The sequence below is a fragment of the Bacillus sp. Y3 genome (assembly GCF_008123875.1).
Classification (GTDB): domain Bacteria; phylum Bacillota; class Bacilli; order Bacillales; family Bacillaceae; genus Bacillus; species Bacillus altitudinis.
This window is the reverse complement of the sequence record NZ_VSSC01000003.1, coordinates 855,779-878,282: the sequence shown is the minus strand read 5'-3', so window position 1 is coordinate 878,282 and position 22,504 is coordinate 855,779. Positions and strand designations below refer to the sequence as shown.

28 protein-coding genes and 6 tRNA genes are annotated in these 22,504 nt (G+C 41.3%); 21 read left to right on the top strand and 13 right to left on the bottom strand.

Annotation, left to right across the window (positions count from 1 at the left end; all coding sequences use genetic code 11):
• The 6 genes from FXF70_RS09635 to FXF70_RS09610 all read left to right on the top strand — a co-directional run bounded on the left by FXF70_RS09635 (position 1) and on the right by FXF70_RS09610 (position 510).
• Positions 1–76: transfer RNA gene (locus FXF70_RS09635), tRNA-His, on the top strand.
• Between the two features lie 11 nt (positions 77–87).
• Positions 88–161, top strand: a tRNA-Gly gene (locus tag FXF70_RS09630).
• Positions 162–177: 16 nt separating this feature from the next.
• Positions 178–254 (top strand) — tRNA-Ile (locus FXF70_RS09625).
• Positions 255–260: 6 nt separating this feature from the next.
• Positions 261–335 (top strand) — tRNA-Asn (locus FXF70_RS09620).
• A gap of 3 nt (positions 336–338) precedes the next feature.
• Positions 339–429: transfer RNA gene (locus FXF70_RS09615), tRNA-Ser, on the top strand.
• A 9-nt stretch (positions 430–438) separates the two neighbouring features.
• Positions 439–510, top strand: a tRNA-Glu gene (locus FXF70_RS09610).
• Between the two features lie 76 nt (positions 511–586).
• Here the strand turns inward: FXF70_RS09610 and FXF70_RS09605 are convergent.
• The 3 genes from FXF70_RS09605 to FXF70_RS09595 all read right to left on the bottom strand — a co-directional run bounded on the left by FXF70_RS09605 (position 587) and on the right by FXF70_RS09595 (position 2,942).
• Positions 587–1,063, bottom strand: coding sequence for a TspO/MBR family protein (locus FXF70_RS09605; protein WP_148780156.1), 477 nt, complete (start codon positions 1,061–1,063; stop codon positions 587–589).
• A gap of 87 nt (positions 1,064–1,150) precedes the next feature.
• Positions 1,151–1,885 carry a TraR/DksA C4-type zinc finger protein gene (locus tag FXF70_RS09600; protein WP_148780155.1) on the bottom strand — a complete coding sequence of 245 codons (735 nt, stop codon included), beginning with the start codon at positions 1,883–1,885 and terminating at the stop codon, positions 1,151–1,153.
• Positions 1,886–2,003: 118 nt separating this feature from the next.
• Positions 2,004–2,942, bottom strand: coding sequence for a 1,4-dihydroxy-2-naphthoate polyprenyltransferase (locus tag FXF70_RS09595; RefSeq protein ID WP_017358382.1), 939 nt, complete (start codon positions 2,940–2,942; stop codon positions 2,004–2,006).
• Between the two features lie 382 nt (positions 2,943–3,324).
• On the opposite strand from FXF70_RS09595, the gene FXF70_RS09590 reads away from it, so the two are divergent.
• The 6 genes from FXF70_RS09590 to menC all read left to right on the top strand — a co-directional run bounded on the left by FXF70_RS09590 (position 3,325) and on the right by menC (position 10,768).
• Positions 3,325–4,743: an isochorismate synthase gene (locus FXF70_RS09590; RefSeq protein WP_008342907.1), complete on the top strand. Its 1,419-nt coding sequence runs from the start codon at positions 3,325–3,327 to the stop codon at positions 4,741–4,743.
• Positions 4,736–6,478, top strand: coding sequence for a 2-succinyl-5-enolpyruvyl-6-hydroxy-3-cyclohexene-1-carboxylic-acid synthase (gene menD, locus FXF70_RS09585; protein WP_052320830.1), 1,743 nt, complete (start codon positions 4,736–4,738; stop codon positions 6,476–6,478). Before FXF70_RS09590 ends, menD begins: the two co-directional genes overlap by 8 nt.
• A complete protein-coding gene (menH, locus tag FXF70_RS09580; protein ID WP_148780154.1) occupies positions 6,463–7,293 on the top strand; it encodes a 2-succinyl-6-hydroxy-2,4-cyclohexadiene-1-carboxylate synthase in 831 nt (276 codons plus the stop codon). The genes menD and menH overlap by 16 nt, the downstream gene beginning before the upstream one ends.
• Before the next feature lie 14 nt (positions 7,294–7,307).
• Complete coding sequence (gene menB, locus FXF70_RS09575) at positions 7,308–8,126, top strand: 1,4-dihydroxy-2-naphthoyl-CoA synthase (RefSeq protein WP_008342913.1); 819 nt, start codon at positions 7,308–7,310, stop codon at positions 8,124–8,126.
• A 70-nt stretch (positions 8,127–8,196) separates the two neighbouring features.
• Complete coding sequence (locus FXF70_RS09570; RefSeq protein ID WP_148780153.1) at positions 8,197–9,657, top strand: o-succinylbenzoate--CoA ligase; 1,461 nt, start codon at positions 8,197–8,199, stop codon at positions 9,655–9,657.
• Positions 9,644–10,768 (top strand): o-succinylbenzoate synthase, encoded by a 1,125-nt coding sequence (gene menC / locus FXF70_RS09565; RefSeq protein ID WP_148780152.1) that lies wholly within the window; start codon positions 9,644–9,646, stop codon positions 10,766–10,768. The genes FXF70_RS09570 and menC overlap by 14 nt, the downstream gene beginning before the upstream one ends.
• Before the next feature lie 105 nt (positions 10,769–10,873).
• Here menC and FXF70_RS09560 read toward each other — a convergent pair whose 3' ends face one another.
• The 4 genes from FXF70_RS09560 to FXF70_RS09545 all read right to left on the bottom strand — a co-directional run bounded on the left by FXF70_RS09560 (position 10,874) and on the right by FXF70_RS09545 (position 13,718).
• The gene (locus tag FXF70_RS09560) at positions 10,874–11,065 is read right to left on the bottom strand and encodes a hypothetical protein (protein ID WP_017358376.1); all 192 of its coding nucleotides are present in this window, start codon (positions 11,063–11,065) and stop codon (positions 10,874–10,876) included.
• 25 nt (positions 11,066–11,090) lie between these two features.
• Positions 11,091–11,249: a DUF1540 domain-containing protein gene (locus tag FXF70_RS09555; protein WP_008360682.1), complete on the bottom strand. Its 159-nt coding sequence runs from the start codon at positions 11,247–11,249 to the stop codon at positions 11,091–11,093.
• Between the two features lie 68 nt (positions 11,250–11,317).
• Complete coding sequence (locus tag FXF70_RS09550; RefSeq protein ID WP_169476099.1) at positions 11,318–12,364, bottom strand: cytochrome d ubiquinol oxidase subunit II; 1,047 nt, start codon at positions 12,362–12,364, stop codon at positions 11,318–11,320.
• A 22-nt stretch (positions 12,365–12,386) separates the two neighbouring features.
• Positions 12,387–13,718 carry a cytochrome ubiquinol oxidase subunit I gene (locus FXF70_RS09545; protein WP_035391038.1) on the bottom strand — a complete coding sequence of 444 codons (1,332 nt, stop codon included), beginning with the start codon at positions 13,716–13,718 and terminating at the stop codon, positions 12,387–12,389.
• A 175-nt stretch (positions 13,719–13,893) separates the two neighbouring features.
• Here FXF70_RS09545 and FXF70_RS09535 point away from each other — a divergent pair, with 175 nt between their 5' ends.
• Complete coding sequence (locus FXF70_RS09535) at positions 13,894–14,136, top strand: type B 50S ribosomal protein L31 (protein WP_017358374.1); 243 nt, start codon at positions 13,894–13,896, stop codon at positions 14,134–14,136.
• A gap of 77 nt (positions 14,137–14,213) precedes the next feature.
• On the opposite strand, the gene FXF70_RS09530 is transcribed toward FXF70_RS09535, so the two are convergent.
• The gene (locus FXF70_RS09530) at positions 14,214–15,206 is read right to left on the bottom strand and encodes a metal ABC transporter solute-binding protein, Zn/Mn family (RefSeq protein ID WP_148780151.1); all 993 of its coding nucleotides are present in this window, start codon (positions 15,204–15,206) and stop codon (positions 14,214–14,216) included.
• Positions 15,207–15,419: 213 nt separating this feature from the next.
• Between FXF70_RS09530 and FXF70_RS09525 the strand changes: the two genes are divergently transcribed.
• Positions 15,420–15,986 (top strand): beta-class carbonic anhydrase, encoded by a 567-nt coding sequence (locus tag FXF70_RS09525; protein WP_017367908.1) that lies wholly within the window; start codon positions 15,420–15,422, stop codon positions 15,984–15,986.
• Between the two features lies 1 nt (position 15,987).
• Here FXF70_RS09525 and yidD read toward each other — a convergent pair whose 3' ends face one another.
• Positions 15,988–16,212 (bottom strand): membrane protein insertion efficiency factor YidD, encoded by a 225-nt coding sequence (yidD, locus tag FXF70_RS09520; RefSeq protein WP_008342933.1) that lies wholly within the window; start codon positions 16,210–16,212, stop codon positions 15,988–15,990.
• 128 nt (positions 16,213–16,340) lie between these two features.
• On the opposite strand from yidD, the gene FXF70_RS09515 reads away from it, so the two are divergent.
• Both FXF70_RS09515 and FXF70_RS09510 read left to right on the top strand, forming a co-directional pair.
• Positions 16,341–16,814, top strand: a complete 474-nt coding sequence (locus FXF70_RS09515; RefSeq protein WP_008342935.1) for an S-ribosylhomocysteine lyase — start codon at positions 16,341–16,343, stop codon at positions 16,812–16,814.
• 123 nt (positions 16,815–16,937) lie between these two features.
• Positions 16,938–17,375 carry a FixH family protein gene (locus FXF70_RS09510; protein ID WP_008342936.1) on the top strand — a complete coding sequence of 146 codons (438 nt, stop codon included), beginning with the start codon at positions 16,938–16,940 and terminating at the stop codon, positions 17,373–17,375.
• A gap of 8 nt (positions 17,376–17,383) precedes the next feature.
• Here the strand turns inward: FXF70_RS09510 and ytzI are convergent, their stop codons facing one another.
• The gene (gene ytzI / locus FXF70_RS09505; RefSeq protein WP_017358370.1) at positions 17,384–17,530 is read right to left on the bottom strand and encodes a YtzI protein; all 147 of its coding nucleotides are present in this window, start codon (positions 17,528–17,530) and stop codon (positions 17,384–17,386) included.
• A gap of 131 nt (positions 17,531–17,661) precedes the next feature.
• On the opposite strand from ytzI, the gene FXF70_RS09500 reads away from it, so the two are divergent.
• The 4 genes from FXF70_RS09500 to FXF70_RS09485 all read left to right on the top strand — a co-directional run bounded on the left by FXF70_RS09500 (position 17,662) and on the right by FXF70_RS09485 (position 19,329).
• Positions 17,662–18,099, top strand: coding sequence for a Dps family protein (locus FXF70_RS09500; protein ID WP_007501934.1), 438 nt, complete (start codon positions 17,662–17,664; stop codon positions 18,097–18,099).
• A gap of 124 nt (positions 18,100–18,223) precedes the next feature.
• Positions 18,224–18,415, top strand: a complete 192-nt coding sequence (locus FXF70_RS09495; RefSeq protein WP_008342942.1) for a hypothetical protein — start codon at positions 18,224–18,226, stop codon at positions 18,413–18,415.
• Between the two features lie 157 nt (positions 18,416–18,572).
• Positions 18,573–18,977, top strand: coding sequence for a phage holin family protein (locus tag FXF70_RS09490; RefSeq protein WP_148780150.1), 405 nt, complete (start codon positions 18,573–18,575; stop codon positions 18,975–18,977).
• 43 nt (positions 18,978–19,020) lie between these two features.
• A complete protein-coding gene (locus tag FXF70_RS09485; RefSeq protein ID WP_017358369.1) occupies positions 19,021–19,329 on the top strand; it encodes a hypothetical protein in 309 nt (102 codons plus the stop codon).
• 193 nt (positions 19,330–19,522) lie between these two features.
• Here the strand turns inward: FXF70_RS09485 and FXF70_RS09480 are convergent, their stop codons facing one another.
• On the bottom strand, positions 19,523–20,305 hold the full coding sequence (locus FXF70_RS09480; RefSeq protein WP_008342947.1) for an AIM24 family protein: 783 nt from the start codon (positions 20,303–20,305) through the stop codon (positions 19,523–19,525).
• Between the two features lie 22 nt (positions 20,306–20,327).
• Positions 20,328–20,981: a TerD family protein gene (locus tag FXF70_RS09475; protein WP_148780149.1), complete on the bottom strand. Its 654-nt coding sequence runs from the start codon at positions 20,979–20,981 to the stop codon at positions 20,328–20,330.
• A gap of 246 nt (positions 20,982–21,227) precedes the next feature.
• Between FXF70_RS09475 and ytkD the strand changes: the two genes are divergently transcribed.
• Positions 21,228–21,704, top strand: a complete 477-nt coding sequence (ytkD, locus tag FXF70_RS09470; RefSeq protein ID WP_125590923.1) for an RNA deprotection pyrophosphohydrolase — start codon at positions 21,228–21,230, stop codon at positions 21,702–21,704.
• 31 nt (positions 21,705–21,735) lie between these two features.
• On the opposite strand, the gene FXF70_RS09465 is transcribed toward ytkD, so the two are convergent.
• A complete protein-coding gene (locus tag FXF70_RS09465) occupies positions 21,736–22,482 on the bottom strand; it encodes an ABC transporter permease (RefSeq protein ID WP_370529235.1) in 747 nt (248 codons plus the stop codon).
• Positions 22,483–22,504 lie beyond the last annotated feature (22 nt).

Here is a 22,504-nt window from a genome sequence, read left to right as displayed (position 1 = left end):
GCGGTTGTGGCGAAGTGGTTAACGCACCAGATTGTGGCTCTGGCACTCGTGGGTTCGATTCCCATCAATCGCCCCATACATATTTTTGCGGGTGTAGTTTAGTGGTAAAACCTCAGCCTTCCAAGCTGATGTCGTGGGTTCGATTCCCATCACCCGCTCCATTTGCATATCGTTCATGGGCCTGTAGCTCAGCTGGTTAGAGCGCACGCCTGATAAGCGTGAGGTCGGTGGTTCGAGTCCACTCAGGCCCACCATGACTTTCCGCAGTAGCTCAGTGGTAGAGCTATCGGCTGTTAACCGATCGGTCGTAGGTTCGAATCCTACCTGCGGAGCCAAATGGAGAAGTACTCAAGTGGCTGAAGAGGCGCCCCTGCTAAGGGTGTAGGTCGCGCAAGCGGCGCGAGGGTTCAAATCCCTCCTTCTCCGCCATTTTTTTCTGGCCCGTTGGTCAAGCGGTTAAGACACCGCCCTTTCACGGCGGTAACACGGGTTCGAATCCCGTACGGGTCATTTTTTAAAGAGGTCTAATAAAGACCTCTTTTTTATTTTCCGCAAAACGAAAGACCGCCATCATAGCGGTCTTTTTTTACATATTCATGGAATAGATCGTATAAGACAAGTATGTCGCAAAGAATCCCCATAAAACATAAGGAATCAATAAAATTGGGACAACTTTGCTTAGTTTACGTGAGACGATGACAAGTGAGAGTGCTGTCAGTGCTACAAGCAGGCAGTCGATCGTAGCTGCAAATAGATCTTTTTGTGTAAATTGAAAAAAGCTAAAGGCTTGATTGAATACATAATTTAAAAGAAACAGAATCCAAAATGGTAATGTGATTTTTTGAAAACCATACTTTGCATAAATGATGGCGGCAGATAACGAAATGAGGGCGAATAAGACAGCCCAGACCGCACCGATGACACCACCACTAGGTGTCCATTCAGGTTTATTTAGTGCGTCATACCATTCTCTGTCGATAGGGAACAGGAACCCTGCAATAGAAAATAATGCGTATGTAATAAAGAAGACGATAACCGCCCAAATGATACTTTTTTTAGCCATCCAGAAATCTCCTCCCAATCAATTCACTCTTCAACGTATTTCCCAATTATTACATGATATAAACATCAAGCCCCCAATATGTGGGGACTAATGATTTTTTTTAGTATAAGGATCTTCTTCGTAAGGCTTCAAGTCACCAAACACTGTCATGACGCCTTCTTCATCTAATGCTTCTTCATAAGCTTCGTGTGCTTTATTTGGATAGACCTTGCTTGCTTTACCTTCAATATCAGCAGCTGCAAATCCTTCGTAGTCTTCCACATAATCTTCATCTTCTGATTGTGTATACACATCATCGTAAGTCAATGGAGGAAATTCCATATCGGATGGGGTATCAGAGTTTCCATAGCGTTCTACATCTTGGTAGGCATCTTCGCCATCATATGCAGCACTTTCTTCATTTTCAAATTGCCCTGAGGGCGGACTTAATAAGTCCTCTTCAATGGGACGGTTTTGTGAAACAGTCTGTTCTTTGGAATGCTCTGTGCATGTGATGGCGGTGGGAAGGGCTTCTAAGCGTTCTTTAGGAATAGGGGCTTTACACACTTTACACAAACCATAAGAGCCGTCTGCCATTGCTTGGAGTGCTTCATTGATATCGGACAGATGCTCATGTTCCAAACTGTTTAAGGCAATGTCTTTTCCGCGTTCGAATAGTTCTGTCCCTTGGTCGCCAGGGTGGTTATCATAGGCTGACAGTTCGCCCACTGAATCATAAGGAAATGATACTTTCTGTTCATCGTCATGGCTTTTGGCTTCAATTTCTTGTTTTTCATCGAGAAGTCGCTGCTTCAACTGATGTAATTCGTTTTTAGATAACAAAGCGATCACCCTTTCATATCAAACATATTGTTAGTATGAGCAAATTTTTATGTAAGACTTGTGCCAATTTGAAGCAATTCTTCAAATAAAAAACGCCTGCGGCTGCAGGCGTTTCGTGTTATGCGAGATAGTATTGTAAGATCAATGCGATCGTTAACAGGAAACCAAAAAACGTATTGGTTTGTGCTGTCGACTTCATGGCATTCATTAATTCAATTGGTTTTTCTTTTTGCTTAAATTCTTTAATGGCTGTATAAGCTTTTGGCACACTCAGTAAGACAAGAAGACTCCAAAGACCCACGATATCCATAAAGATATAAACAAAAATGAGTACATATGAGATCACAAACATGGAAAGTAGGATGTTGACTGCCGCTTTACGTCCAGCTAGGATAGCAAGTGTCTTTCGTCCATTCTCTTTATCACCGTCTAAATCACGGATATTGTTCGACAGTAAGATGGCACCAACTAAAATAGAGATGGGTAATGAAATGAGCACAGCTTTTGATGTCAATGTTCCTGTTTGGATATAGAAACTAATTAAAATGATGCCTAGTCCCATAAAAGCACCTGATACAAGTTCTCCAAATGGTGTATAAGCAATTGGTACAGGGCCGCCGGTATAAAAATAGCCTGCTGCCATACAAATTAGTCCTATGAGTGCAATCCACCAGCTAGACATCATGCAAATATAGATCCCAAGTAATAAAGAAAGCGCGAATAAGGCATAAGCGAGGCCTAAAACTGTTTTTGGTTTTACACCGTTTCTCACGATCGCTCCGCCGATACCGACAGATTTCTCATTGTCCAATCCGCGAACATAATCAAAGTACTCATTAAACATGTTCGTTGCAATTTGGATAAACATCGATGCAAATAGCATAGCTAAAAATAGCCCAACATGTATTTGACCACTCGGAAGTGCTAGGACAGTTCCTAAAGTAACGGGAATAAATGCCGCTGTTAATGTATGCGGTCGTAGTAAATTCCACCAAATCCGCCAGTTTTTATCAGGCTTAATTGGTGAAAGCTGATCTGATATCGATTGATGCTGCATAAAATATACTCCTTTAAATAAAAAAATACGTACACGTCCAAATTCCAGTTTAGCAAAGTTCAAAAAGGTGTCAATATATTGATGCGATGAAACAAGAAAAAGATGTTTGCTAATCGTTCCCATATAGAGAGAAAGCTTGATCTTCGAACAGGTCTTACCATTTTTTAAGAGATGTTCTCATTTCAATAAGCGGGAGCGAAAAAATCTTGAAAGCGTGATATAATAAGGATTCGAGGTTTTAAAAGCTGTTTTCTTTACTAAGTTCATCTGTTAAGGTTTATAATAGAAAAGCAGGTCATTCGACATACTCGAATGTTCATGTGTTTTTTACATGATGGTTTTATTTTTATATGTTATTTCATGGATTTTGGAGGAATGTATCATGGTGACAACAGTGCAAAGTACTTTCCGGCAGGAAGCGCTTGCGACATTAGAAGAAGCGAATAACGTCAACCATGCTGTTTTGATAAGCTACTCCAGAAGAGTTGACGATCTGGATCCTCTTGCCTTTTTCCAAAGCGGCGAAGCGGATTTTTTAGGCGAGCGGTTTTTTTGGTCTGATCCAGAAAGCCAAATGATATTTTCTGGACTTGGCAGAGCGGCCGTGATTAAATCATCAGAGCAAGGCAAAGAACGATTCAATATCGTCCATCAAGAATGGGAGCAGCTGAAACAGCATATGTTCCATTTTCATGATGAGAAGGAGTTAAAGCAAGCGGCAGTTGGTCCGCTTTTATTTGGAGGATTTTCATTTGATCCATATGAAGAGAAGGCGCGTCACTGGGAAGCATTTGGCGAGGCTCATTTTTTTGTGCCATCGATGATGCTGACTGTTTCAAAAGAGGGCACGTTTCTAACGATCAATGAATGGAATGAGGTGGACGGGAATGTTCATCAGCTCATCCAAGAGTTAGAACAGAAAGCTTCTAATTTTGATGCATTGCCTGTCAGAAATCACGGACAAGCTGAGCTTGTTCATATGGAAGAGTTAGATGTCCAGGAATGGATGAAAGCAATCCATGAAGCGACAGAACACATTCGTGTGAACGAATATGAAAAGGTTGTTTTAGCAAGAGAAGTCTTGCTTCACTATAAAAATCAAATTGAACTCGCTCCACTATTAGCAGAATTACTAAAACATCAAACAACGAGTTATGTATTTGCTATAGAGCAGGGAAGACAAGCATTTGTCGGGGCGACGCCTGAACGTTTAGTGAAAAAAAGCGGTGGTGAAGTCTTTTCATCGTGTTTGGCAGGTTCCATTGTTCGTGGTCAAGATGAAGTAGAAGATCAGGCACTAGGTGAGGAACTGCTTTGTGATGAGAAAAATTTGATTGAACATCAAATTGTCGTGAATATGATTGAGCAGGCATTTGAAGCAAACTGCCATCATGTGCATAAGCCAAATCAACCAAGTCTTTATAAAACGAAAAACATTCAGCATTTATTTACACCCATTGTGGGAGAAATTAAAAGCAGCTGTTCACTCTTTTCATTAATTGAACAGCTTCATCCAACACCAGCGCTTGGAGGATATCCTAAGGAAAAAGCGGTAGAGGTGATTCGTGAAATCGAACCGTTGAAACGCGGTTGGTATGCGGCGCCAGTGGGATGGATTGATTCTAAGGACAATGGAGAATTTGCTGTCGCCATTCGATCAGGTCTTATTGAGGAAGACCAAGTTCGTTTGTTTGCTGGATGTGGAATTGTAGAGGATTCCCTTGCAAAACAGGAGTATGAAGAAACGCAAGTGAAATTAAGACCAATGCTGTCTGCTCTTGGAGGTCGTCCCATTGAATAATCAAATCATGACAAGATATATTGGCAGATTAATGGATGAATTTGTGCAAAGTGGTGTGAAGGAGGCGGTTGTTTGTCCTGGTTCCCGTTCAACACCGCTTGCGATGCTCGCTCTTGCTCATCAAGAAATCAATGTCCATGTGTTAGTGGATGAACGGTCTGCTGCTTTTTATGCACTGGGTCTTGCGAAAGCGAGCCAAACACCAGTGCTACTCATTTGTACATCAGGTACGGCAGCAGCTAACTTTTACCCAGCTGTTGTCGAGGCACATTATTCTCGGGTACCACTGATTGTTTTAACTGCTGATCGGCCGCACGAATTGAGGGAGGTTGGGGCACCTCAAGCGATTGATCAGCAATTCTTATTCGGTAAGTTTGTTAAATGGTTCACAGACTTAGCCTTGCCAGAAGAAAGCCAAACGATGCTGCGGTATGTCCAAACTGCTGCTGCTAGGGCAAGTCATGTGTCTATGCAGGAGCCAAAGGGACCAGTTCAAGTGAATGTGCCGCTGAGAGAACCATTGCTACCTGACTTGTCTATTGATCCTTTTGATAGAGAAGAAGGAGTTGCGAACAAAGTTTTAGCAGCAGGTCAAGCTCGTCCGGATGATCGGGTTATGTCAGAATTAGTGTCTATCATGAACAAAGCGGCAAAAGGAATCATTGTTGCTGGTGAACTTCACTCGCCGGAAGAGCAGGCGTCAGTGTTACGTCTTGCAAAAGCTTTGCATCTGCCAATTTTAGCTGACCCGCTTTCTCTTTTGCGAAATGGACATGAAAGTGAAGAATACATTATAGATGCATACGATTCTTTGTTAAAAGATGAGGCATTGCAGCAGCATCTCTTGCCTGAAATGGTCATTCGTTTTGGACCGATGCCTGTGTCTAAGCCTTTATTTAAGTGGCTGGAAAAGCATGCGGAAGTGAAGCAGATTGTCGTCGATGCTGCGGGTGGTTATCGAGATCCTGGTTTAAGCGCATCATACATGATTGAAAGTCATGTAGCCTCTTTTGTAGAAGAAGTCTTGATGAGAGCGGAAAAGCGTCAGGATACATCTTACTTACGACGCTGGCAGAGTGTCAATTCTTCTTTTAGAATGCATGCAAATCAATACAATGATGAGGACCTGACATTTGAGGGAAATGTCTATCGTCAGCTGCAGCACCTTTTGCCAAAAGAGAGTGTGCTCTTTATCGGAAATAGTATGCCTATTCGAGATGTCGATACCTTTTTTGAAACGCAGTCAAAACCGTTTCGGATGATGGCGAATCGCGGAGCAAATGGCATTGATGGTGTTGTGTCCACAGCTCTTGGAACATATGCAGCCTTGAAACAACCCATCACTTTAGTCATCGGTGATTTGTCTTTTTACCATGATATGAACGGTCTTCTTGCAGCTAAGCTAATGGACATTCCGCTCACGGTTGTGTTGTTAAACAATGATGGTGGAGGAATCTTTTCTTTCCTTCCGCAGGCATCCGATGAACCGTATTATGAAAAGCTCTTTGGTACGCCGACTGGGTTGAATTTTGAGTATGCATCAAAGCTATATGGGGGAACCTATTCGAAGCCGACAACGAAAGAAGAGTTAAAAGATGTGTACTTGGCGCATATCCAAGAACCAGGGCTTCATTTAATTGAGATTGAAACTGACCGGCATTCTCGCGTGGGCAAACATCGCCAAATGATGGACGAGATATTGAGGGAAGTGAAAAAAGAATGCCTTCACTCATAATACGAATGCACGATGGTGTGGCGTATGAGGTGATAGACCATAACCCATCTGCTGAAAATGCCACGTTATGTTTACATGGCTTTACAGGGAGTGCAGCTTCTTGGGCTTTTTTAAATACTTATACAGAAAAACATACGAGATTGATTCAGGTCAGCTTGCTTGGACATGGCCGCACAGACTCACCAAAGAGTATAAGAAGATATGCAATGTCCCAGCAGCTGGCAGATCTTGCTGAGATTTTAGATCAATTAAAGCTTCACAAAGTGAACATTCTCGGATATTCTATGGGAGGGCGTATTGCTTTATCATTTGCCTCCCGTTATCCAGAACGTGTAAACAAGTTGATTCTTGAGAGTACATCTCCAGGGCTGAACTCTTTTAAAGAGCGGATGGCGAGGCTGAATCATGATCATCAGCTAGCTCAAAAGATCAGACATGAAGGATTAGCGCAGTTTGTGGATTTTTGGGAGAACATTCCGCTGTTTGCTTCGCAGAAATCCTTGCCAGCGGACAGGCTAACGCAACTGAGAGAGGGAAGGCTAAAAGCCGATCCTAACGGGCTGGCTCGCAGCTTAGAAGGTATAGGAACCGGTTCACAGCCGTCTATGTGGGAAGCATTAAAGCAGATAAAGCAGCCTGTTTTACTCATTTGCGGAACACTTGATAAAAAGTTCTGTGACATCGCCAAACGTATGCAGCAGGAGCTTGAATACAGTCAATTCACAGTAGTAGAGCATGCCGGGCATACAGTTCATGTGGAACAACCACATTTTTTTGGTAAAATAGTAAGTGAGTTTATTTTATCGCAAGATTAGAGGAGGAAATATTGATGGCTATTGAATGGCAAACTGAGCGTCAGTATGACGAAATTTTATATGAAACATATAATGGGATTGCAAAAATCACCATTAACCGTCCGCATGTACATAATGCATTTACACCAAAGACTGTAAGTGAATTAATTGATGCATTCTCACGTGCTCGCGACAATTCAGATGTTGGTGTCATTGTCCTTGCAGGTGCTGGAGGAAAAGCATTCTGTTCAGGTGGAGACCAAAAAGTACGCGGTCATGGCGGCTATGTAGGAGACGATCAAATTCCACGTCTAAACGTCCTAGACTTACAGCGTTTAATTCGTGTCATTCCAAAACCAGTTATTGCGATGGTTGCGGGCTATGCGATTGGCGGCGGGCATGTGCTTCATGTCGTGTGTGACCTTACCATTGCAGCAGACAATGCGATTTTTGGACAAACAGGACCAAAAGTGGGCAGCTTTGATGCTGGTTATGGATCTGGCTATCTTGCACGTATTGTGGGTCATAAGAAAGCAAGAGAAATCTGGTACTTATGCCGTCAATACAATGCACAAGAAGCGCTTGATATGGGACTTGTCAACACAGTTGTACCATTAGAGCAGCTGGAAGAAGAAACAGTGAAGTGGTGTGAGGACATGCTAGAAAAGAGCCCGACTGCTTTACGATTCTTGAAAGCTGCATTTAATGCTGACACAGATGGATTAGCTGGTATTCAGCAATTTGCAGGAGATGCGACCCTTCTTTATTACACAACAGATGAAGCAAAAGAAGGACGCGATTCCTTTAAGGAAAAACGGAAGCCAGACTTCGGTCAGTTCCCTCGTTTCCCTTGATTCAATGATATGGATGAAAACAGCTTAGTGCATCAGACTGAGCTGTTTTCTTTTATGAAAAGGAGGTGTCATGATGAAGCAACCGAATTGGCTGCTGCACCGTGCGTATTTAACGCCAGACCGGGTCGCACTCATTTATCAAGACAAAGAGTGGACATTTCGTGATTTAGCGAATGATGTAGACAAACTTGCGAATCGACTGACACGTGCATCTTTTAAAAAAGGGGATACGGTTGCGATTTTAATGAACAACCATCCTCACATGGTCATGCTTGTTCACGCTTGTTTTTTATTAGGCTTCAAGATTGTGTTATTGAACAATAAGTTAACAAAAGCAGAGAGACGTTTTCAGCTGGAAGATGCGAAAGTCATGGCTTTATTAACAGAGCCTGCATATGCAAATGAGCATCATGGTGATTTACCTGTTTATACAATAGAGACTTTACCTGATGCAGATCATGATATGGAAAAGAAGGTCGTACATGATATTGATTTAAATGAGACGGCGACGATTATGTATACATCTGGAACGACAGGACGCCCTAAAGGGGTGGAGCAAACGTTTGGCAATCATTTTCATAGTGCTGTTTCCTCGGCATTGAATTTAGGGATCAGGGAGGACGACCGCTGGCTCATTGCCTTGCCTCTTTTTCATATAAGCGGTTTATCCGCTATATTTAAATCTGTCATATACGGTATGACTGTCGTGCTTCATCAAAAGTTTGATGTCGATGAAGTCAAGAATGCTATTGAACAGCATCGAGTGACGATGTTGTCAGTTGTTCAAACCATGCTGTCCCATTTATTAAGTGGACTTGAAGAGTGTCCGTCATCTTTGCGTTGCCTGCTGTTAGGCGGAGGCCCTGCGCCTTATGCGATGCTTCAAGAGAGTAAGGAGAAAGGATTTCCTGTGTTTCAATCGTATGGTATGACAGAGACCTGCTCGCAAATTGTGACACTTGCGCCAGAATTTAGTGTGGAAAAACTTGGATCAGCGGGAAAGCCCCTTTTTGGGTGTGAATTAAAGATTCAAGATGAGGACCGTCCGTGTCGTCCTTTTGAGCATGGTGAAATCATGGTAAAAGGTGCAAATGTCATGAAAGGCTACCTTTATCGTCAAGAGGCAACAGCTGCTGCATTTGAGCAGGGCTGGCTGAAAACGGGTGATATTGGCTATGTAGATGAGGACGGATTTTTATTTGTGCTTGATCGGCGGTCAGACTTAATTATTTCTGGCGGAGAAAATATTTATCCAGCAGAAATTGAAGCAGTTCTTTTAACACATCCAAATGTAAAGGAAGCCGGAGTGACGGGTATGTATGATAAAAAATGGGGAGAGGTACCTGCTGCCTTCCTTGTGACACATGAGCAGATTCCGGAGAATGAGCTCTATGCTTTATGTCAGTCGCAATTAGCCAAGTATAAATGGCCCGCCGCTTTTCACTTTGTGGATGAGCTGCCAAGGAATGCGTCGAATAAATTGCAGAGGCACAGACTCAAATCAAAGGGGTTTTTAGATGATTCAAATTGAACGTGTGATCTTATATCATGTCACGATGAAACTCAAACAGCCGTTTACAACGAGCCTTGGGACCATTTCAGAGCGTGAGTTTATTATTGTCGAGGTCAAAGATCAAACAGGATTAACTGGATGGGGAGAGGTATCTGCCTTCTCTTCTCCGTGGTATACAGAAGAAACCATCGAGACCTGCTATCACATGCTGAGGGCTTTCTTTATCCCGAACGTGCTGACCCGATCTTTTACACATCCTTCGGACATACCAGACAGCTTGTACCATTTTAAAGGCAATAGAATGGCCAAAGCGGGAATTGAGGCAGCTGTGTGGGATATTTATGCGAAGCGAGAAAATAAGTCCTTACGTGACGTCTTAGGCGGTACTAGAGATAAAATTCCATCTGGTGTCGTTGCGGGGTTAGGACCAATAGATGATATGATTCAGCAAATCGAGCAGTTTGTTGATCAAGGCTATCAGCGTGTGAAAGTGAAGATTAAGCCTGGACAAGATATTGGACTTCTACAAAAGATAAGAGAGTCTTTCCCTCACCTTCCGTTAATGGCGGATGCAAACTCTGCTTATGAATTAAAAGATATTAGCAAACTGAAGCAGCTCGACGATATTCGTTTATTAATGATTGAACAGCCTTTAGCCGCAGATGACATTGTCGATCATCGGCATTTGCAAAAGCATTTAAAAACACCAATCTGTTTGGATGAAAGTATTTGTTCTTTAGATGATGCGAGAAAAGCTGTAGAACTTGGAAGCTGTCAGATTATTAATGTGAAGCCTTCACGAGTTGGAGGGCTGACTGAAGCACTTAAGATTCATGCGTTCTGCAAGGAGCAGCAGATTCCGTTATGGTGCGGGGGAATGATTGAAACAGGCATTTCTCGCGCGCAAAACGTGGCACTTGCATCACTTCCGCAATTTACGATTCCTGGGGATATTTCAGCATCGTCGAAATATTGGGAGCAGGATATCATTTTTCCTGAAATCAAAGTTGAAAATGGGTTTATTGAGGTGCCACGTTCTCCAGGTATGGGTGTAGAAGTTGATTATCAAGCGCTTCGTTCTTTCTCAGATAAAATTGATGTGTTTACAAAACATGATTTTGTGAAATGAAAACGAATGAATCGCCATTTGCACCATCCATAGAACCACTGTATAGTTGAGGAAAGTTTTTCCTTCCTGTCTGAACAAAAAGAAAGAGCGGTCATCCGCTCTTTCTTACTCTTCTACAAGCCCGCTGTCGTAAGCAAGCTGGCCAATATACTGATGCATGTCATTGGGCATGTCGGAAACATGTCCGTATTCATAATCCCAAAGATTTAAAAAGGAGTGAGCTGCTTGATAAAATGCAGCCTCGTCCGCGTCCTGAATTTCTTCAAGAAACGTTTGAGCAAGCCGATCGTTTTTCAAAGCGAAGCGCCTCCTTTAATGAGACTTAAAGGTCTTGAGGTTTAAACGTTTTACAGTCAGTTTCTTCACTTTTCTCAGCCGTATTTCCTGTATGGCTGACGACATAAATTGCATCTGCACCACAACGATTTCCAGCATTCCAGTAGGAACAGTTGTTTACTTCACAAAGGATTTTTTGACTCATACAGATGACCTCCTTTTGAGTATGTCTTTCATCTATAATGTAACCGAAGTAAGGGGCGTTCATTCATGTTAATCTTCCTGACGAATATAACGCTTATCTTTCATAAACAATTTCCAGAAGAAGTAGAACCCAGGGAAGAGGATGATAAACCCTACAATATACGTAATAAATAATGCCCTAAATGTGACGGGATCTGTAAACCCAGACATGATGGTAATATCAGGATAGGCCATATAGGGCAAATGCGCATGTCCATACACATAGCTTGCTAAGAAATATTGAATTGTAATGGCGATAACCGCTAAACGTGGTCTCCCTTTCCGATGTTTAAAGCGACTGTTTGGTAAAAATAGAGCCAAACCTGCAAGCAAAAACATGAGTAGAGAAACAAGAAGGATCGGGATGTTCTGCATCATTTTTGTGAACAGCCAATTGGCCTCACTTCTCAGTGTGAGCATGATAAAGAAAGCCATCATGAGAGAAAGAGGACCCGTAATCAGTGCTCCTCTTCTATAAATGTTATAAGCCTCATCTTCGTTTGCAACATTAGAAAAATCAGCTAAAAGCAAAGATGAGAGAAAAAGGGTACTGAAAATCGCAAAACCTACGAAAGAATAGACATTTGCGCTTGTAAAGACCAATCCTAAATCTAATGAGTAGACATTATTCTCCTGAAAGATGAATCCACCATGTGTAATGGGGAGAACCATGATGAGAATGGACGGAATAATAAAGCCGCTAATTCCTGAAATATATGTCACGGCTTTTCTATATTTTTTAGGCAGTGAATGAGAGAAGACGAGAAATCCGCTTCGCAGTGCAAGAAGCAACAAAATAATGCTGCCGGGTATTAATAGAACAGTGCCTAGCACAAATGTTGCACCTGGAAACAGGCTAAACAAGGCAACGACGATGGCTACAATGAACACGTTAGTTACTTCCCAAGTTGGAGAAAGATACTTATTTGCGATATTTGCGGCCTTTGTCTGCTCTTTGTTCATGTAAATCATTGACCAAAATCCTGCACCGAAATCCATTGATGCCATCACTGCATAGATAAACACGAATCCCCATAAGATGGTGATTGCAATGAGTGCATCAGTTGTTACATCCATTTGCATCAAGATCGCTCCCTTTTTAAGATTCTGTTAAACGTAAGTCTTCTTCAATTGAATGTTTTCTAAAGTAGTACGTCAGTACAATCACAGTTGCGATGCCTAAAATGAGATAGACAATGGCAAAAAGGATGAAAAGTGTACCGATAGATCCTGATGATGTGACGACTTCAGAGGTTTTGAGCATTCGATAAATCACCCATGGCTGACGGCCTGTACAGGCAAAGATCCAGCCAAATTCAATCGCCAAAAGACTAAGAGGCCCGCCAAATAAATAAAGGACAAGCAGCCATTTTGGATAATGTTCGCGTTTTAAAATTTTGCGGTAAAACAGTGCTAACACAGCAAAGAAAATGAGCAATGAGCCGATAATGACCATTCCGTTAAATAATGTGTGAATAAATAAAGGCGGCCACTCGTCTCTAGGAAAATCATTTAACCCTTTAACCACAGTATCAAAGCTATTTCCTGCAAGAAAACTAAGCGCCCAAGGGATTTCAATAGCTCCTTTGATTTCTTGCGTATTGGCATCAGTAAAACCGCCAATGGCCAGAGGCGCATGTGATTGCGTTTCAAATAAACCTTCAGCACCCGCTAATTTTTCAGGCTGATATTCATATAGAAGCTGAGCTGATTCGTGACCGTTTAAGGCTGTGAGAAAAGAGAAAAGTCCACCAACAATCAGTCCAAGAAAAAGGGCTTTTCGATGAAAGGTATAGAGCTTTTCGTTTTTTCTTGTTTTCAACATTTTAAATGCAGCGACAGAAGCAATGACAAAAGCGCCTGTTGTAAAAGCAGACAGTACTACATGTGTAGCAGTGACAACAAAACTTGGATTGAAAAATGCCTTCCAAGGTTCGATATTCGTTATTTCTCCATTGACCATTTGAAAGCCAGCGGGTGTTCCTTCAAAAGCATGTACGTTTGTAATGAGAATCGCTGAAGCTGCTGCACCAATGACAACGAAAATAACGGTAATGATGCGCATGGCTGGTGATAGACGATCTGCTGCGTACACATAAATAGACATAAATAATGCTTCAATAAAGAAAGCATAAATTTCTATTTGAAATGGCAGTGACATGACTTTTCCGATGACCTCCATAAAACCAGGCCATAGAAGGGCAAGCTGCGTACCAGCAATGGTACCGGTTGGAATGGCGACCCCTAACAGAACAGCCTGCGCTTTTGTCCATCGTTTGGCCATGATGGCATAATGCGGGTCCTTCGTTTTTTGAAAGATGAGTTCAGCTAACAAAATCATTAGCGGGATGCCTACGCCAAGCGAGGCATAAATAATATGGAAGCCCATTGTTGTGCCGAACAGACTTCTAGCTAAAACGAGATCAGTCAATTTTTTCTCCGCCTTTCTTATCGCATCTCTTTTGATGGTGTTTATTATTCTCCACCATTTTTAGATTATTCTTCCTGACTAAGAAAGCTTGTTTTTTGACAAGTTGTAAAAGAGGGAGTAGAATATAATTATAAAACGTAATCGTTACGTTTTAATGATGAAGGGAGTTTTGACATTGAAAAGAGATATTCATCCAACCTCACATGAAGTTGTATTTATGGACGTTAACAGCGGTTACCGCTTCTTAAGTAGATCAACAAAGACATCACATGAGACCGTAGAGTGGGAAGATGGGAAGACTTATCCTGTCATTAAAGTAGAGACAAGCTCAGATACGCATCCATTTTATACAGGACGCCAGAAATTCGGAGAAAAAGGCGGCAGAGCGGAGCAGTTTAAGAAAAAATATCAAATGTAAACAAAGAAACACACCTGATCATGGTGTGTTTTTTTGTGCAGTAAAAAACCCCGGCTGATCGCACGGGGTTCAAGAATTCATTCAACATTTAAAGCTGTTTTTAATGTGTTTAAATTTTGTTTCATTAAGCTGACATAGCTTTCGCCATTTTTAGCATCATCTTCTGTAATGGATTCTAGATTTTTCAGTGTAAGGCTCTTTGCCCCAATTTCACTGCGAATCGTATCTGATACTTTACTGCTGACGTTATTTTCAAAAATGACATACTTGATGTGATGCTTTTCTGCCTGTTGTACGATATTTTCAAGCTGTTTTTGGGAAGGCTCTTCAGAAGCAGAGAGTCCTAGTACACTGATTTGCTCAATGCCATAGCGCTTTTCCCAGTAGCCGTATGCTGCGTGAGAAACAAGAATTTCTTTATGTTTTGCTTTAGACAACGTTGTTTTGAATTCCTGATCTAACGATTGTAATTCTTTTTTTAGTGATTCATAGCTTTTTGTGTATTCGTCTTTATGATCTGGATCTAGTGAAACGAGTGTGTCTTTAATGTTTTTTGCCATTTGCTGTGCATAAACAGGGTCTAGCCATGCATGGGGATCTTTATCTCCGTGGTCGTGTCCATCATGGTCATGATCTTCACCTTCATGATCGTGATCATGGTCCTCACCTTCTTCATGAGCATGTTCTTCTTGTGTTGATAATAGCTTGATGCCTTCGGCTGCTTTCACTGTTTTCACGCCTTGGTCTTTTAACGTAGAAGCCGTTTTATCAGCAAATGCTTCAGCACCTGTTCCGCTGTAAATAAAGGCATCTCCTTCAGCCATTTCAACCATCGTTTTTGAACTTGGTTCAAAGCTGTGTGCATCTGCATTGGCAGGATACACACTTTGAGCGTTCACGTGAGAGCCGCCAATTTTTTCAGTGAAATTTTGAATCGGGAAGATCGTCGTGTAAATGGTTAATTTCCCGTCTGCTTTTCCTTTTGAAGCATTTGTCCCCGCACTGCTTGAGCAAGCGGCAAGACCGACTGCTAATAAAGCAGCTGTTAAAATAAAAAAGATTTTTTTCATCTAAGAATGTCTCCTCTCAACCTATTAGATAGAAATGATTACGATTTAATGTCCTGAGTTATTGTATCGTAATAATTACGATTTGAAAAGAGGAAAATAAAAAATTTTCATCAGAAGATGTTTCCTCTAAAAAAATAGACGTCAAAACGTGACGAAATTTAAAACATTGTGCTATATTTATTTTTAAAAAAAGAAAAAGGAATGGACAAACTTATGAAACTTTTAGACGAAATCATCGAATATAACCAACAATTTATTGAAGAGAAGCGATATGAAGAGTTTACAACAACGAAGTTTCCACAGAAAAAAGCTGTCATTCTATCATGTATGGATACAAGACTTGTTGAACTGCTTCCGCGCGCCATGAACATGAAAAATGGTGATATTAAAATTGTCAAAAGTGCTGGCGCTCTTGTTTCTCACCCATTTGGAAGTATTATGCGAAGCATTTTAGTGGCTGTTTATGAATTGAATGCTGACGAGGTGTACGTCATTGGGCATCACGATTGTGGTATGAGTAAAATAGACAGCGAAACACTCTTAAATAAAGCCATTGAGCGCGGTATTCCCGAAAAACGAATTGAAGTACTGGAATACTCAGGAATCGATTTTAAACAGTGGCTCAAAAGCTTTAGCTCAGTTGAAGAAAGTGTGAAAGACAGTGTATCTGTCGTTAAAAATCATCCGCTTCTTCCATCTAATGTGCCTGTACATGGTCTTGTCATTGATCCTGGAACAGGTAAGCTTGACTTAGTTGTCAACGGTTATGAAGAAAAGTAAGTTATTTTTCCTTTTTAGGCGGGACCGGATCCATGCCTCCAGGATGCAGCGGGTGACATTTTAAAATTCGCTTAATCGTGAGCCAGCCGCCTTTTAAAGCGCCGTGCGTTTTGATCGCCTCTAGCCCGTAGTTTGAGCAAGTGGGGTAAAACCTGCAGCTCGGCGGTGTTAGAGGGGAAATGCATTTTTGATAAAAGCGAATGATGCCGATAAAAATTTGTTTCATAGAGGTTCCTCCTTGTCTGTCTTTTCACAGTATAAGAAAAAAGGACAAGGAAGGGAAGTTTTATAAACTAAACTGGTCGGAACAATATGTTATAATATAGGAAATTGCAATTATAGGAGTGGTGATTAATGCCTTCAGTTGAAAGCTTTGAACTTGACCATAATGCTGTAAAAGCACCTTACGTTCGTCATTGCGGCGTTCATAAAGTGGGATCAGATGGGGAAGTGAACAAATTTGATATCCGTTTTTGTCAGCCAAACAAGCAGGCAATGAAACCTGATACGATTCATACATTAGAGCATTTACTTGCGTTTAATATTAGAACACACTCAGAGAAATACGATCATTTTGATATCATCGATATTTCTCCAATGGGCTGCCAGACTGGCTACTATTTAGTTGTCAGCGGTGCACCGACACCAAGAGAGATCGTTGAACTGCTTGATGCAACATTCAAAGATGCAGTGGAAGTAACAGAAATTCCTGCTGCAAATGAAGAGCAGTGCGGTCAAGCGAAGCTTCATGATCTTGAAGGAGCAAAACGTTTAATGCGTTTCTGGCTGTCTCAGGATCAAGAAGAGCTATTAAAAGTATTTGGATAATCAGTAATATGATGAACCGGACATATTGAATGTCCGGTTTTTTATATGAAATGAAATGAGAGCTGTTAAAATAGGGGATATTTGTTAAAATGGACATGTCAGTAAAAAAAGGGGGATACACGAATGCGGAAAATGGTAGGAATCATTTTGATGCTCGCATTACTTAGTGCATGTGGAAACTCGGCAGCGAGCAATGACAAGGGAGAAGTGCCTGAGCTATTAGAAGTCAAACTAACAGGGCCGGAGCAAGTGGAGAAAAATGAAAACGTTATCGTAAAAGCAGCTGTCACATATGGTGATACGCCTGTTGATGATGCAGATGATGTTGAATTTGAAGTGTGGAAAGATGGCGACAAGGATAACAGCAAGATGATTCAGCCAAAGAAAAAGGAGAAAGGTGTATATGAATTGCATACAGCTTTCAAACAAGATGGCCTTTATATCATACAAGTCCATGTGACAGCTAAACAGCAGCATAATATGCCAAAGACAAACATCCATGTAGGTGATGTGAAAAAAGAGAGTTCATCTACTGAAGAAGAAGATACCTCACATCATTGAAAGCGGTTTTATTTTGGGTTAGGACGTTGGTTTGGTTCAGCATCCTGTGGTGAATCGACTTTATGCTTGTAATCATAAGCCTTTGATGTCGTCCACAGTGATAAAAAGACAACGATTGAGATAATGATAAAGCTGATAATCCCAAGTAACAGCATCTAACTCCCTCCTTATTTCCATATTAACATATATTTCATGCGGTCAAAATAGAAGAAAATGATGGCAGGTTTCAGTATAATAAAAAAAGGGTAATCCCATACTAAACGCAACTACATAAGGAGGAATCAACATGTCTGAAAAATTATTAAACGTCGTCAATAAACAAGTAGCAGATTGGACTGTGCTTTACGTAAAATTACATAACTATCACTGGTATGTAAAGGGAAAAGATTTCTTTACACTCCATGAAAAATTCGAGGAATTATATACAGAAACAGCCACTTATATCGATGATTTGGCTGAGCGTATGCTCGCATTAAATGGACAACCTGTTGCGACAATGAAAGAGTGCTTAGAAATTTCTAGCATTCAAGAAGCGGAAGGCAATGAATCAGCCGAGCAAATGGTGAAAAATCTGTATGATGATTTCTCTAATATTGCAGAAGAACTTAAGCGAGGCATGGAGCTGGCTGCAGAAGTTGGCGATGAAACAACAGGTGATATGCTGCTTGCGATTCATCAATCCATTGAAAAACACAACTGGATGCTAAAAGCATACTTAGGATAAGCGAATGTGAAAGGAATGTCGATCATCAAACAGATCGGCATTCTTTTTTTGTGGATTTGTGACAGACAGCCCATTGAATTGATGGGGCTTTCAGCCGAAGAGAAAAGGGAAGGGAGGGGAGAAGATGTCCTCAATTGCAGGAATGATGAGCCAGCAAGTGGCGAGTATTCAAAAAACACTTAATATCAGTTTATTGAATTCACAGCTTGCCACGAACACAGCCCAAGCTATGGTGATGCTCGATCAAGTGCAGCAGCAGCCTCAAGCTGTTCAGCCCAAAGATTCAGACGCTACGTTTATTGATGTCAGAGTTTAACCAAGAAAGCCGCCGTCACAGGCGGCTCTTTTTATGCGCTTCACGAATTTTTTGAACAGCTAACCATGCCTTTATTTTTTGTCGTCCAAGCTATTCATCAAATGCGGCATATACTATTGAGGTAAGAAGTTCCACTATGAAAGGATGTTGATGCCAAGTGAGCAAGGATTTAGGCATCTTTTCGTTGTTTACAGTCAGTTTGTCGGCAATGGGCTTTCTGTTTGGTGGAGCAGGATATTTACTCATGATATTAGTAACACTAATGGCTATTGAATTAATTTGTTCAAGCCTAAGGGAATCTGTGACTGGACAACTTACGATGAAGCGTTTTTTAACCAGGCTTGTTCGAAAGGTTGTGACGATTTCTTTAGTATCCATGGCACATTTCTTCGATGTCATGCTGAAGACTGGGGGGACAATTAAGGATTTAGCGCTCATCTTTTATATTATTTATGAATCGTACCAGATTGTCTCAACAGCCAGAGCTCTCGGAATTCCTATTCCACAGTTGTTTATTGATGTGTTAGACATGATGAAAAATAAATTGCGCAAAAAGCCGTAATTTCTTCATATCTGGTCATACTAAAGGAAAAAGGATGAATCAGATGGCGACACACACATACTATGTATCCGTTCAAGACGGATCAATCTCACAGCACAGAGACGCGGCTGCTTGGCAATTTCAGATAGAAGCAGATGATGACCAAATCTTGCAGTTAAGAGAGTATTTTGATGAACAGTATATGACAGATTGGAAAGGTTTCTTTCGGGCGCATGTTCCATTTCTTGAATATCATTATGATAGTCCAAACGACGAAATGGACAGGAAAAGAAAAGAAATTTACTCGATGATTCATGATCTCGGTAACGAAGAGACAAAGAACTTTATTGAAACCAATGGACTGATGAATTGAAAAAGCATGTAGACAAACCCTCGCATTCTTTGTCAGGTGCTCATGAATGTCAAATTCGCTCTGCGCCAGTACTCGTCCTTCCTAGACTGCAAAGGTTTTCTATCACGCTGAAAAGAAGACAAAAGGCTAAAAGAAAGTTCATTTTAGCCTTTTGTCAACGATCTGAAAGCATGTAGAGACATTCTACATGCTTTTATTTTCGAGGCTGTAAGATGCCGCCGATCAGATCACTGATTCCGCCTCTATTTTCCTGCTGTGAGTTGGTGATTTCGTGTGAGGTACTCTGACTCTGGGGTTTGTACCGGTTATCATCTATCCCGACCCGCATTCCAGATGTTCGTTCAGATGGCTGGATAATCACAATTTGGTCCTGTTCATGAAATTCAAACAAGTAGGATTCGCCTGATGTTTGTCCAATGAACGTTTTCCAGTTCACATCTAATTTGACTTTCGGTGCTTTGCCCGTCCAAGCGACAATGGCGTCAGGATCTACACGGCAAGGTGCTTTTAAAATCAGCGGGTTTCCATTTGTTTTGATGGCAACCTGCGCCCCGTGACCTTGATACGAGAGCTTTGAAGTAAATAGCCCTTTTTGTGATAAAATCCCAACGCCTACTGGTGTCACGCCATAGTGACATTCTTCAGTAAAGGCAAGTAAATCTTCACTTTCCACGCTAACATGTTGCCAAGGACCGTTCGGCTCAAGATTGATGACGGTCACATGCTCGCTAGAATCAGCCAAGTAGCAAGTGCCTTGTCCACTCACTTCCATCATCTCAAGGTTTTCACCTGTTAATTTTCTGCTAATATGATTAAATACTTGGCTGACCATATTTCCTTTATTCGTCCCAAGTAATCGTTTACGGTATTGAAATGTACCTTGATCGGCAATCATAGCGCCTTTTTTAGCAAAAAAGATCCCGTTGCCTTCTGCTTGTAAGGTCAGTTCTTCGATCGTGTTGAAATGAAATCCCATTTGTGCCAGCTCCTTTCCTTTGTCAAGATGTGAATTCGTAGATGCGGCATAGGTCGTTTAAATCAAGGGTCGTACCTTGTCCGGTAGCGGTGATTTTCCATTCGTTCTCAACTCTCGTTAGTTCAGCACAAATGATGGATGTAAAAAATGAATAATCTTCTGTTAACTGAAAGGTACAAATCTCCTGTTGTGTGATTTGATCGGAAAGGCGCAAGTAGGCATTGGTCACCTGTCCAAAATGATGTGCCCGCTCGTGTGCATCATGTATCGTGGCTGTTACGACGATTTTCTGAATATCGGGTGAGACTCTGCTCAGTTGCATAATGATGATCTCATTATCCCGATGGCCTCCACCGACCTGATGATCACCTAGATGGCGAACAGCTCCATCTAAGCTTTGCTGCTGATGATAATAGATCAGGTGTTTTGGAGACAGAAGCTTGTCCTCTTCATTTAAGAGAAACACTTGCGTATCTAAATCAATTGGCTGACCAGATAAGTCCCAGCCAAGTCCGATATGAATTTGATCTACATTTGGACTGTCTTTTGTTAAATCTAACTTTTGTCCTTTCATGAGGTGTTTCTTCACTGTCTCAAGAGAAGCGTCTTCTTTCTCATGTTGCCTCATTGGCCATGCTTTGTTATTTTCTTGTTTTGATCCATTTGTGATGCTCATGCTGGTTTCCTCCTCGTCTGTGTAGGACAAACACTTATTGATTTACGTCATCATGGGCAAAAGGTTTCATGATTAAAATGGGATGAGGATGGAGATGATAAAAAGGTTTTAGCAAGAATACTTATTTTACATACAGACGAGATAGAAGTACTCGTTTGTTTCACTTTTCATAAAAATTCTTCAGAGAAATGTGATCTGTGGTATGATGTTTTACAAGAAGCAAGGACAGGATATGAGGGATTTCACATGCATGTATTTAAAGACTATTATCATAATACGGTCAAGCTCTCTTTTGAAGAGCAGCCTTTTTCAAGTCATCCTAAGCATGTTTGGGCTATTTGCCGCTATCAAGGAAAATGGCTACTTACTGAACATGAGGATCGAGGCTACGAGTTTCCAGGAGGGAAAGTAGAGCCAAATGAAGAAGCAGATCAAGCCGCTATACGAGAGATTCACGAAGAGACGGGTGCTGTTGTTCGTGAATTAACGTATATTGGTCAATATCAGGTGCTTGGCAGAGAGAAAGTCATTGTCAAAAATATTTATTTCGCTGATATTGAAAGGCTCGTCAAGCAGGACACGTATTTTGAAACGAAAGGACCCGTTCTTTTCGCAGACTTACCAAGATCCATCGCAAAAAATAAAAATTTCAGTTTTATTATGAAAGATGATGTCTTGAGACAAAGTCTTGCTTATTTAGAACAGAACGGTTTGATTCGTTAAAAAAAAGCGTAGGGAAATGACCCTGCGCTTTTTATTTTTGCAGAAAACGGCGTTCCAGCCATTCAACAAGCTGATACATGATGGTGGCGAAGACGGCGATAATGAAAAGACTTAAGAACACGAGTGTAAAGTTGAAGACTTGAAAGCCATAGATGATCATATAGCCGAGTCCTTTTGAGGAAACAAGGAATTCCCCCACAATGACCCCAACCCAAGAAAGACCAACATTGACCTTAATGGCAGAGATCATCGTTGGAATACTTGCTGGCAAAATGACCTCACGAAAGACCGTTCTTTTTTTCGCGCCAAAGGTTTTCATGACCTTTAAATAATTCTCATCGACTTCTTGAAAGGCTGTATAAATGACGATGGTGGTAATGATCACACTGATAATGGCACCCATCGCGACAATGCTGATCATGCCTGGTCCAAGGGCAACAATTAAAATGGGGGCGAGAGCAACTTTCGGCATCGCATTTAAAATAACCAAATAAGGATCAAGAACATTTGCAAGACGGGTGGACCACCATAAGGCGGCGGCTAATAAAATGCCGCAAAAAGTACCAAGTAGAAAGCCGAGCACTGTTTCAAATAGCGTAATGCTCATATGATTGATTAATGAACCATCTGATAATTTTTGTACAAACAATTGGCAGACGGCAGATGGTGAACTGAAAATGAGCGGGTCAATCAGTCTGAAATGGCTCGCAAGCTCCCAAAGCGAAAAGAAACTGGCGAAAATGATCAACTGGTAGACTCGCGTCATGCGTTTTTCCATTCGAACTTTTTTTCGATAGGCT

Coding starts and splice junctions, on each gene's coding strand:
- FXF70_RS09605 (WP_148780156.1), bottom strand. CDS start 1,063: ATGGCTAAAAAAAGTATCATTTGGGCGGTTATCGTCTTCTTTATTACA.
- FXF70_RS09595 (WP_017358382.1), bottom strand. CDS start 2,942: ATGCAGCATCAATCGATATCAGATCAGCTTTCACCAATTAAGCCTGAT.
- FXF70_RS09590 (WP_008342907.1), top strand. CDS start 3,325: ATGGTGACAACAGTGCAAAGTACTTTCCGGCAGGAAGCGCTTGCGACA.
- menH (WP_148780154.1), top strand. CDS start 6,463: ATGCCTTCACTCATAATACGAATGCACGATGGTGTGGCGTATGAGGTG.
- menB (WP_008342913.1), top strand. CDS start 7,308: ATGGCTATTGAATGGCAAACTGAGCGTCAGTATGACGAAATTTTATAT.
- FXF70_RS09570 (WP_148780153.1), top strand. CDS start 8,197: ATGATGAAGCAACCGAATTGGCTGCTGCACCGTGCGTATTTAACGCCA.
- menC (WP_148780152.1), top strand. CDS start 9,644: ATGATTCAAATTGAACGTGTGATCTTATATCATGTCACGATGAAACTC.
- FXF70_RS09555 (WP_008360682.1), bottom strand. CDS start 11,249: ATGAGTCAAAAAATCCTTTGTGAAGTAAACAACTGTTCCTACTGGAAT.
- FXF70_RS09550 (WP_169476099.1), bottom strand. CDS start 12,364: ATGGATGTAACAACTGATGCACTCATTGCAATCACCATCTTATGGGGA.
- FXF70_RS09530 (WP_148780151.1), bottom strand. CDS start 15,206: ATGAAAAAAATCTTTTTTATTTTAACAGCTGCTTTATTAGCAGTCGGT.
- FXF70_RS09525 (WP_017367908.1), top strand. CDS start 15,420: ATGAAACTTTTAGACGAAATCATCGAATATAACCAACAATTTATTGAA.
- yidD (WP_008342933.1), bottom strand. CDS start 16,212: ATGAAACAAATTTTTATCGGCATCATTCGCTTTTATCAAAAATGCATT.
- FXF70_RS09515 (WP_008342935.1), top strand. CDS start 16,341: ATGCCTTCAGTTGAAAGCTTTGAACTTGACCATAATGCTGTAAAAGCA.
- FXF70_RS09510 (WP_008342936.1), top strand. CDS start 16,938: ATGCGGAAAATGGTAGGAATCATTTTGATGCTCGCATTACTTAGTGCA.
- ytzI (WP_017358370.1), bottom strand. CDS start 17,530: ATGCTGTTACTTGGGATTATCAGCTTTATCATTATCTCAATCGTTGTC.
- FXF70_RS09500 (WP_007501934.1), top strand. CDS start 17,662: ATGTCTGAAAAATTATTAAACGTCGTCAATAAACAAGTAGCAGATTGG.
- FXF70_RS09495 (WP_008342942.1), top strand. CDS start 18,224: ATGTCCTCAATTGCAGGAATGATGAGCCAGCAAGTGGCGAGTATTCAA.
- FXF70_RS09485 (WP_017358369.1), top strand. CDS start 19,021: ATGGCGACACACACATACTATGTATCCGTTCAAGACGGATCAATCTCA.
- FXF70_RS09480 (WP_008342947.1), bottom strand. CDS start 20,305: ATGGGATTTCATTTCAACACGATCGAAGAACTGACCTTACAAGCAGAA.
- FXF70_RS09475 (WP_148780149.1), bottom strand. CDS start 20,981: ATGAGCATCACAAATGGATCAAAACAAGAAAATAACAAAGCATGGCCA.
- ytkD (WP_125590923.1), top strand. CDS start 21,228: ATGCATGTATTTAAAGACTATTATCATAATACGGTCAAGCTCTCTTTT.
- FXF70_RS09465 (WP_370529235.1), bottom strand. CDS start 22,482: ATGGAAAAACGCATGACGCGAGTCTACCAGTTGATCATTTTCGCCAGT.